General features: G+C 69.8%; 7 protein-coding genes. 3 read left to right on the top strand and 4 right to left on the bottom strand.

Annotated features, from left to right (window positions below):
- Positions 1-78 precede the first annotated feature (78 nt).
- Positions 79-849, top strand: a complete 771-nt coding sequence (locus P3X83_RS42080) for a transposase family protein (protein ID WP_277311048.1) — start codon at positions 79-81, stop codon at positions 847-849.
- A gap of 356 nt (positions 850-1205) precedes the next feature.
- On the opposite strand, the gene P3X83_RS42075 is transcribed toward P3X83_RS42080, so the two are convergent.
- Both P3X83_RS42075 and P3X83_RS42070 read right to left on the bottom strand, forming a co-directional pair.
- Positions 1206-1412 carry a DUF397 domain-containing protein gene (locus P3X83_RS42075; protein WP_277311047.1) on the bottom strand — a complete coding sequence of 69 codons (207 nt, stop codon included), beginning with the start codon at positions 1410-1412 and terminating at the stop codon, positions 1206-1208.
- On the bottom strand, positions 1403-2224 hold the full coding sequence (locus tag P3X83_RS42070; RefSeq protein ID WP_277311046.1) for a helix-turn-helix transcriptional regulator: 822 nt from the start codon (positions 2222-2224) through the stop codon (positions 1403-1405). Before P3X83_RS42070 ends, P3X83_RS42075 begins: the two co-directional genes overlap by 10 nt.
- A 153-nt stretch (positions 2225-2377) precedes the next feature.
- Between P3X83_RS42070 and P3X83_RS42065 the strand changes: the two genes are divergently transcribed.
- Together P3X83_RS42065 and P3X83_RS42060 are read left to right on the top strand one after the other, a co-directional pair.
- Positions 2378-2845, top strand: a complete 468-nt coding sequence (locus P3X83_RS42065) for an ATP-binding protein (RefSeq protein ID WP_277311049.1) — start codon at positions 2378-2380, stop codon at positions 2843-2845.
- A 52-nt stretch (positions 2846-2897) separates the two neighbouring features.
- A complete protein-coding gene (locus P3X83_RS42060) occupies positions 2898-4058 on the top strand; it encodes an MFS transporter (RefSeq protein WP_277311045.1) in 1161 nt (386 codons plus the stop codon).
- Between the two features lie 89 nt (positions 4059-4147).
- Here P3X83_RS42060 and P3X83_RS42055 read toward each other — a convergent pair whose 3' ends face one another.
- Together P3X83_RS42055 and P3X83_RS42050 are read right to left on the bottom strand one after the other, a co-directional pair.
- Positions 4148-6868, bottom strand: a complete 2721-nt coding sequence (locus P3X83_RS42055) for a LuxR C-terminal-related transcriptional regulator (protein ID WP_277311044.1) — start codon at positions 6866-6868, stop codon at positions 4148-4150.
- 289 nt (positions 6869-7157) lie between these two features.
- Positions 7158-8129: a helix-turn-helix domain-containing protein gene (locus tag P3X83_RS42050; protein WP_277311043.1), complete on the bottom strand. Its 972-nt coding sequence runs from the start codon at positions 8127-8129 to the stop codon at positions 7158-7160.
- Between the last annotated feature and the right edge of the window lie 517 nt (positions 8130-8646).

Raw genomic sequence — 8646 nt, 5'->3', positions numbered from 1 at the left:
GTTCGCCTGACCGCATAGAGAAACCCCTGGTAGACGGGTTGATCACCACAATCCATCCGCCGACACCAGGGGCCTCGGATGCTGTTCTACCGTGCTGCGGTCGATTTGTCGCGCTCAACGCTGACCTACGTGGCCGGGATCATCCGGCGGCACCGCAAGACGATCGGCTCGATCTGGCGACGCCTCACCCCCGGCCGCCAAGCCCTGCTCGTCCTGGTCCACCTACGCAAAGGCGAGACGTTCGCCGAGCTGAGCGCCGGATTCGGGATATCGGTGGCCACGGCGTGGCGATACGTAGAGGAGACCGTGGCCTTGCTGAAGGCTCGCGCACCCAGGCTCGGCCAGGCATTGCGCAAGGCCGGGCAGGCGAGGCTGCACTACCTGGTGCTGGACGGCATGCTCGTCCACACCGACCGGGTCAAGGCCGACCGGCCGTTCTTCTCCGGCAAGCACCGGGTGCACGGCATGAACATCCAGGTCCTCGCCTCCCCGGACGGCACGATCATCTGGACTTCCGGGAGTTTGCCCGGCAGGAGCCACGACCTGACCGCCGCCCGCATCTGGGGAATCCAGCGAGCGCTGGAGCGAGCCGGCATCCTCACCCTGGCCGACAAGGGCTACCAGGGCGCCGAGGAGCCGATCGTCACGCCGTACAAGGGCAGTAACAAGCCCGAGTCGCAAAAGCAGGCCAATCGCGCTCACGCCCGTCTGCGTGGCCCCGGGGAACGCGCGAACGCGCAGCTCAAGACCTGGCGCATCCTCCGCAAACTACGCTGCTGCCCGCACAAGGCCGGACGGATATGCAAGGCGATCGCTGTCCTCCAGAACTACGAGCTCGCCAGAGGATGAAAAAGGTTCACTGCAGGGATCACCGAGCTCCGTTTCAGAGAGCTGGAGATGTTGAGAAGGCATTGAAAGCAGCGCTGCCAGGGTGGGAGAAGGGTAGTACCCGGTTCTCGGACTTTCAGGCCGGCGTTGAGAAAGCTTGCCTGCGCGCAAAAGCCATCGAATCAGGAGGAACCCACCACTTGCGAAACCCGTCCACCTCGGTCTGGAAGACGGTGGAGTCCATCGGCAACTCTGCAGGCGAATGATCCATTCGAGCTGCTCGGGGTCTATAGGGACACGCGTCTGCAGAGGGCCATGCGGCTGGCAGGGTAAGTGGTACCGGACGGCCCCGGTGTGTCACCGGGGCCGCGTTGTGGTCAGTCGAAGAGGCCGTTCTTCGCACCGGTGATGAAGGTGTCCCATACGGCTCGGCGGAGGATCCAGGGCTGGACGTCGGGTTGTTCGGTGTCGCGGAGGGCGACTCGTCCGTCGGACAGGTGCTTGGCCTCCAGGCATTCGCCGCCTAGGTCGCTGGATGCGGTGATCCATCCCGTCGGGTCCGCGATTTCCTCGCTCAGGTCCACGCTGTCACTCTCTCTTTGATGCGTTGCACTGACAGGTACTCGGGGAGCGCCGCCTTGCGAACGCATTCGAGCCGGGCCACCAGTCGCTTGATCTCATCCGGCTTGTCAACGACGCGACCGTGCAGGGCTGATTCGACGTAGGCGGCGATCGGCGCTCCGTTCTCCTGTGCCAGGACGACCGGCCCCGCCAGCACGGCCGTGCACACGGCCTCGTAGGGAATGAGCTGGAGGCTGAACCAGGCGTTCTCGGCCATGGCGATCAGGTGTTCCAACTGTCGGAGAGTTACTGAACTATCCCCAATTGGACGATACAGGATGCCCTCGTCGATGACAGCAAGATATTGCGGAGGCATAGGTCTGGTGAAGATGGACTGCCGTTCCATGCGGGCCTGGACGGCCTCTTCTATCTTCTGTGGCGTCAAGTGGGGCCTGCCCGCGAAGATCGCACGAGCATACTCTTCTGTCTGCACGAGTCCAGGAACGATCAGCGGGGCGACACTGATGATCTGGTCGGCCGCGCGCTCGACCGGCGGCCACTGCCGGTACCACTCGGGCGTTCCCCTGCTGCAGATCGCGGGCCAGTGGGTGAGCAGCGTGCCCTCCAGGCCGAGGGCCTTTTCGCAGACCTCGATCAACTGCCGCGTGGGATTCTCATCGCCGCGCTCCACGTTGCCGATGCGGCTCTTGCTGTAGCCGGTACGCTCCGCGAGTTGGACTTGGGTTAGTTGTGCGTCGATTCGGTATTTACGCAGTGCTGCACCAAAACGTGCCGCAGGGCTGGCGGTGGGATCGAGCTTCTTGGGTGCTGGCATCACTGCTCCCCGTGGTCAGGGTCATTCCAGCTCTTCTGGCTGCGTGCCAGCAGAACTCTGGGATTTGTTCTGTGGCGTTTGCGCAATCAAGTTAACCCGTTGCCGCCAGTCTGTGGCGTGGTTATCGGGCACGCGACAAGCTAGGTGGTGAAGATGGCAGTGCGAGGCATGTGCGTAATCGGCGATATGCGCTTTCCCGGCCGTACCGACATCATGAGCGATGTACGTATTTACGTAGCTCAATGGCTCGTCATCGCAAACCCTGAATCAGCAGAAAACGGCGATCTCCTCTACGACGTACGCCTCCTGGTCACCGAACTCGCCGGCAACGCCGTCAAACACACCGTCTCCGGCCGCTGGCGGTACGGGTCCTTCCGAGTCCGCATGTGGCTCGGCACCCGCAGGGTCCGGGTCGAGGTGACCGATCAGGGCGCGCTGACGAGGCCGCGGCTGCGCGCCGCCCCCACCGGATCGGGCGGCCGTGGCCTGCGAATCGTGGACGCGACCGCCGTCCAATGGGGTGTCGCGAGACGGGGAGTCGGCCGGGGCGTGTGGTTCGAGCTTCCCGTCCGCGCCCCGCTCCGTGGTGGATCCGTGGTGGGCACGGATGTGAGTCCGTAGCGCCGCCAAGCAGTCTTCTCGGCATGGCCGACCCGCCGAGGAGGAGATGAAGATGACCGCGATGTCGACGGTGACGCCGCCGCCGGCCGTACGGCCCCGGCTGTGGAGCCGTGAACTGCTGCTGGCGCTCGTGGCCGGTTGCGGTTCGTCGGTCGGTTTCTATCTGCTCTTCTCGGCGGTGCCGATGTACGCCGCCGTCGTGGCCGGGGCCGGGGACGCCGGGGCGGGGCTGACGACCGGGGCGATGATGATCGCGACCGTGGCCGCCGAACTGGCCACCCCACGGCTGGTGGCCAGGTACGGCTACCGCGTCGTGTTCGGCACCGGCCTGGTGCTCCTCGGCGTACCGGCCCTGGTGTTGAGCCTTTGTACTGACATGATCGCCATCCTGGCGGTCTGTGTGGTCCGCGGGATCGGGTTCGGCATCGTGGTCGTGCTGAGCGGCACGCTGGTGGCCAGGGCCGTACCCGAGGAACGGCGCGGGGAAGGGCTGGGAGCGTACGCCGTCGTCTGCGGGATTCCGTCCCTGGCGGCGTTGCCGCTCGGCGTCTGGCTGGCCGAGCACGCCGGGTATCCCGTGGTCTTCCTCATCGGCGGGTTCGCCGCGCTCGCCGGACTGGTGGCGGTGAAAGGGCTGCCCGGCCGGGAGCCCACGCCGGACGAATCGCTCGGAATGGTCGCCGCGCTGCGCACCGGCACGCTGGTCAGGCCGTCGATCCTGTTCGCCGCCACCACCGTGGCGGCCGGGGTGGTCGCCACGTTCCTGCCGCTCGCCGTCACGGACGTCGCCGCCCCCGCGCTGCTCGTCCAGAGCGCGTCGGCGAACCTGAGCCGGTGGTGGGCCGGACGGCACGGCGACCGCCACGGCCCATCCCGCCTGCTGGTCCCCGGACTGGTGGTCTCGGCGGCCGGCATGCTCGCCCTGGTGCTGACGTCGAGCCCCGTGGCGGTGTTCGCGGGCATGCTCCTGTTCGGCATCGGGTTCGGCATCACCCAGAACGCCAGTCTCGCCGCGATGCTGGAGCGCGTCCCGTCCTCCTCCTACGGCGCGGTCAACGCGCTGTGGTGCGTCGCCTACGACGTCGGACTGGGCGCGGGGGCCATGGGCCTCGGCCTGGTCATCGGCCACACCGGCTACCCCGCGGCCTTCGGCCTCACGGCCGTCCTCATGTTCGTCATCCTCCTCACCCCCTTCAGAAGGGCAGCCGACTGAGCAGGCGCACGGGCAGCTCGGCCCGCGATCGCTCGCCGACGTGCTCGCGGAGTTCTTCCTCGATTGACTCGACTGGCGGCCCCGCCGAGTCAGCCCCCTCCGATGGAGGGGGCTGCTTCGCAGCCAAGGCCGGCCAGCGCCGTCCGGCCCTCGTCGGCGCGATCGGGCAGCAACAGCAGCGTGCAGGCCAGCTCGAATCGGGCCCCGATGCGTTCCCACCCCTCTGCCGCCGCCTCCACCTGGCCGCGATCACCGTGCAGCCGCCCCCTGGCCCGGGCCAGGCAGGCCGCCGCCCACGCGTTCTCCCCGGCGGCGCGGGACGCCTCGGACACCCGCGCCTCCGCGTCCGGCAGGCCCGCCGCGACGGCGAGCTCCGCGCCGACAGCCCGCGCGTAGGCGTGGAGGAACGCGGTGCCGTCCCCCGAGAAGAGCCGCGCGACCGTGGCCTCCGCCTGTGCCATCTGGCCCGAGTGGAGTGCCACGCGGGCCTCGGCGAAGTACGCGGCCCCGGATCGCGCCAGCCTTCCGTCCCCGATCCGCTCGGTTCGGGCGCGCCACACGCGGTGGCTCCGATCGTCGCCGCGCAATCCGTGGACCAGCGCCGGGACGGCCAGGAGCGGCGCCGTCATGTCGATGACCGGCTCGCCCACCCGCCGCCAGGCGTCCCATGCGGTGTCCGCGTGCCGCAGGGCCTCGTCGAAGTCCCCCATGAGCGCCAGCGTGAGCATCAGGTGACCGGTCGAGACGAAGTACTGGTCGGCGCCCACCAACTCGTCGGCCTCCGCGCGCCTGGCCACCGCGAGCGCGGCGGGCAGGTCGCCGGTGTCGATCGCGCACCGCGCGGCCATGTGGAAGGCGTCCACGATCTCGGGAGCGGCTCGCGGGTCGCGCCGTGACATCGACGCGGGCAGGGTGAGCCGTTCCTCGCTGACCCGCTGGGCCTCGTGCAGCCGTCCGGTAGAGCCGAGGGCGGAGATCAGCGTGTCCATGGCGGAGCTGGTGAGCACGGGGTCGCCGGTCGCCCGCGCCGCCGTCACGGCGGCCCGCGCCAGATCCGGCTCGGCGCGGTATCCGGCGGCGGACGCCGTCCAGGCTTCGGCCATGGCCAGCCAGGCGGCCACGACCGGATCGGCCGGGTTCCCCGCCGCCCGCGCGCGGTCGATCAGCTCCAGCCGCCGCTCGTGCGGCAGCTCCACCCCCTGCCAGCCGGGGTTGCGCGCCGCCGTCACCACGGCCTCGGCCAGCGACAGCGCCGCCAGGTCGCCGTCGCCGGTCGCGGCGGCGCATTCGGCCGCCGCCGTCAGCAGCTCGATGACCTGGCCGCCGCCGTCGGCCACCAGGTAGGTGCAGGCGGCGGCGTCACGCAGATCCCGGCACGACGCCGCCGGGTCGACGGCCCTGCGCGCCGCCTCCCGGTACGTCGCCAGCGACTCCACCAGGAAGCGGCGGGCGTAACACAGCGCCGCCAGCGACCTGGCCAGCCGGTGCTGCGCCTCGCCGGGACCTGGCACGCCCGCCAGCGCGGCCCGCAGATCGTCGGCGACAGCGTCGAAGGCGTCCTGCCAGCCGTCGGTTCGTGTGCTCTCCAGGGCCGAGGCCGTGTCGGCGGCCCACCGCAGGTGGAGTTCGCGCGTCTCGGGCAGTTCGCCGGACTCGCGCAGCCGCTCGGCGGCGAAGTCGCGGACGGTCTCCAGCAACCGCCAGCGTCCCGGCACGACCCTGACGGCGAGGCTCTTGTCCACCAGCCTGCCCAGGACGTCCGCCGTCGCGCCCGCCCCGGCGCCGGGGTTCACGGCCGCCACCGCGGACAGGTCGAAACCGCCCGCGAACACGGCGAGCCGGTGCAGCAGGGCGCGCTCCTCGTCGTCGAGCAGATCGTGGCTCCAGCCGACCACCGCGCGCAGCGATCGGTGGCGTTCGTCGACGCCACGGCCGCCGGTCAGCAGGCGCAGCCGGTCTTCGAGCGCGGTCAGCAGGCCGTCCACGCCCAGGGCCGCGCTGCGCGCGGCGGCCAGCTCGATGGCCAGCGGCATGCCGTCCAGCCTGGCGCAGATCTCCGCGACCGCCGCCGGGTCGGCGGCGAACCCGGGGTCGGCCGCGCACGCCCGGTCGGCGAACAGCGCGGGCGCGTCGGAGGCCGTCGGCAGTGGTTCGACCTGGACGATCCGCTCGCCCGGCAGCCCGATCCGCTCGCGGCTGGTGGCCAGGATCCGGCATCCCGGGCACGCGGCCAGCAGCCGGTCGGCGAGCCCGGCCACCTCGTCGAGCAGGTGCTCGCAGTTGTCCAGCACCAGCAGCGACCGCTCGCCGCCGATCCGCTCGGTCACGGCCTCCCGCAACGGCTGCTGCGGACCCTCGGCCACGCCGAGCGCGGCGGCCACCGCCTGCGTGACGAATCCGGTGCGCACCGGGGCGAGATCCACGAACACCCCGCCGTAGGGGAGGTCCGGCGCGGCCACCGTCGCGAGCCTGGTCTTGCCGACGCCGCCCGGCCCCACCAGCGTCACCAGCCGGGAGTCGTCGAACGCGGCCCGGACGGCCTGCCGTTCCGTCACCCGCCCCACGAACGACGTGCGCGCCGCGGGCAGCCCGGTGAGCCGGCCGGGCGGGGCCGCCGAAGGGGCGCCGGTGGTGGTGACGGCGGCCAGCGAGCGGCGGTCCGGCACCCCGAACTTGCGCAGGAGGGAGGACACGTGACTTTCGACGGTTCGCACGGAGATGTGCAGCCTGCTGGCGATCTGCGCGTTCGACAGGTGGGCCCCGATGGCGGCGAGCACTTCGGCCTCACGCTCGGAAACTTCAACCGGCACCCGCCCATCATGGCGGGTATTCCGGTCGTGTTGGACAGGTCACCCGAAACGGGGCTTGACGCCCCTCGGTCGGGTACGTCTACAACACCGGGCCCTGGCTCTCCGCCGGAGCCGTCTCCTCCGCCTATATCCCGCCGGGCACGATCATCTCCATCCGCACCAACAAGCGCTGACCACCCCGGGGAACCGCTGGACACCGGCGCCTTCATCGACGAGCCCTGGCTCGCCCGCCCCCGCACCTTCTACCGCATCCCCACCGACGCCTGGTGACCCTCCGCCCCGAACATGATCAAAGGCTTCCTGCGTGGGCGGCGGTGCGATAGTCGCTGGGTGACAGACCCGTCTCGCGCCGGAACGCGCGGCTGAAATCCGCGGGCCTGGCGAAGCCCCAGCGAACGGCGGTCGCGGCGATGGTCACATGGTTCAAGGTGGGGTCGGCCAGGTCGCGCCGGCAGTGGTCCAGCCGCTGGGCCCGGATGTAGGCGCTGACCCCCGTGCCGTGGTGCCGCTGGAAGATCCGGTGGAGGTAGCGCACGGAGATGTGGTGCGCGGCGGCGATGACCGCCGGGTCGAGGTCCGGGCTGTGCAGGTTCTCGTTGATGTAGGAGAGGATGCGCACGTACAGCACGTGGGACTGCGAAGCCGGCTTGGGCGCGTCGCCGTCCAGGCGGTGGGCCAGCACCGCGGCGGTGAGATCGATCGCAGTGTGCCCCAGGCGGATCGCGTCGGACTCGCTGAGCTCGATCCGCTCCTCGGTCAGTGCGATCACGAATCGGGCCAGCAGGCGGCCGATGCCATGGGCCGCCGGGAGCGGGATCGCGTGCAGCCGGGCCACCTGGGCCTCGGGCAGCCGCAGCAGGCGTTTGGGGAACTGCAGGACCGTCGTTGCCCCTGCGGACCCGTTGCGGCACGACGCCTCGAACGGCCGGGAACTGTCATAGAGAACCAGTTCGCCGGGGTACGCGAGGGAGCGCGTGCGGTTTTGCTCGATTCCCTGCCGCCCGGAGCGAATGAAGGCGACGTAGTAATTCTCCGGATCTGAACGCCGAACCAACTCGGCGGGCCGGCAAGAGGAAAGCGCGGTATAAGCCAACGCTCCTATATGCGCCTCTCCTAATGGCATCACTTCGAGTCGCGCGGCGAACGCGGAGGGTTCCGCGGTGTGGTACCGCGTGGCCAACAATGTGGACGAAGCGACGTGTTGCCAAGCATCCACCCGCTCATGACCAGGAAAATCGGCGCTGTCAAAGATCTTCCACACGAGACCTCCCCGATCGCGCTCGTGCGCTCAATGCGTAGGGCAGTGTGCACTTTCTGCTGATGACAGACGCGTCGTCGCGGTGCAGACTCTAGCCCAGCCGGTATGCGGGTCGGTGAGTTCTGATTATTTGGCTGACGGCCCGCTGTGCCTGTTCGGCAACCTGGGTGCAGACTGGCGGTGTGCTGCCGGTCGAAATAGCGGGAATCCTTCCGGCGAGGCGCGCTGACCCCGCGGGAGTGGAGGAAGTCAGGGTAAAACCGGGTCTCTGATCACTCGCCGAGATGGAATATGACTTCCTTCAGGCGTCTGTGACCACACGGGGAATTCGTTCCCCTCAGGCCGCCGGTCTGACTCGCCCGGCGGTGAGTGACCCGCCGCGTGGGCCCGCGAGAGGAGCCGCGGGCCCGCGGCGGCGGGCCGTCCGCACTCGGCACCGGACAGAACCAGCTAGGCGCTCGCCGGTCGCTCATCCCATCGTTCAGCCGGGCGGCCGGCGGCTGAGTACTCCGTGGCAAAC

The organism is Spongiactinospora sp. TRM90649 (assembly GCF_029382225.1).
In the GTDB taxonomy this organism is placed as follows: Bacteria; Actinomycetota; Actinomycetes; order Streptosporangiales; family Streptosporangiaceae; genus Spongiactinospora.
The sequence above is the reverse complement of the archived record's forward strand: the minus strand, read 5'-3'. Positions and strand labels throughout refer to the sequence as shown.